This window comes from Dryocola boscaweniae, assembly GCF_025215095.1.
Taxonomy (GTDB): domain Bacteria; phylum Pseudomonadota; class Gammaproteobacteria; order Enterobacterales; family Enterobacteriaceae; genus Dryocola; species Dryocola boscaweniae.
Genome location: NZ_JALHAP010000037.1, coordinates 1 through 472, shown reverse-complemented (window position 1 = coordinate 472; position 472 = coordinate 1). Strand labels below are relative to the sequence as shown.

The following is a 472-nucleotide window of genomic DNA, read 5'->3' as shown; positions in this document are numbered from 1 at the left end:
TCCTTGAACGGCATCTCGATGGTGAACGCCAGGCAGTCGTAGGTCTGCCCGACGAAGTTGCAGGCCAGCGCCAGGTTGGCCTGGCCCGGCGCACTACGTGGGTAGCCATGGCGGATCTGGAATTCGCCGCGCGCCATCAGTTCCTCGCGGAAGCGTTGCTCGAGTCGTTCCAGGCGGGGCGTATAGCCCGGGTTGTCCTCGCAGCCGGCGGCGAATACGTGGGGGATTTCCTCGTCGCCGTGGATGTCGAGGAACAGGTCGACGCCATGGCGCTTCATCTCCTGCTGGACGAACCAGACTTCCGGGCTGCGCTCGGCGCTCGGCTCCAGCCAGGCCCGGTTGAGATCCTGGCCGGCGGCGTTGGTGCGCAGGTTGCCGTGGAACGCGCCGTCCGGGTTCATGTTCGGCACCAGGTACAGGTCGGCCTTTTCCAGCAGGCGCTGCATTTCCGTGTCGTCCGGCCGCTGCAGGC

Annotated in this window: 1 protein-coding gene; it reads right to left on the bottom strand. The window is 66.5% G+C overall.

Annotated features, from left to right (window positions below):
* On the bottom strand, positions 1–472 hold a 472-nt coding region (locus MUA00_RS00190), incomplete at both ends, for a M14 family metallopeptidase (protein WP_271130449.1).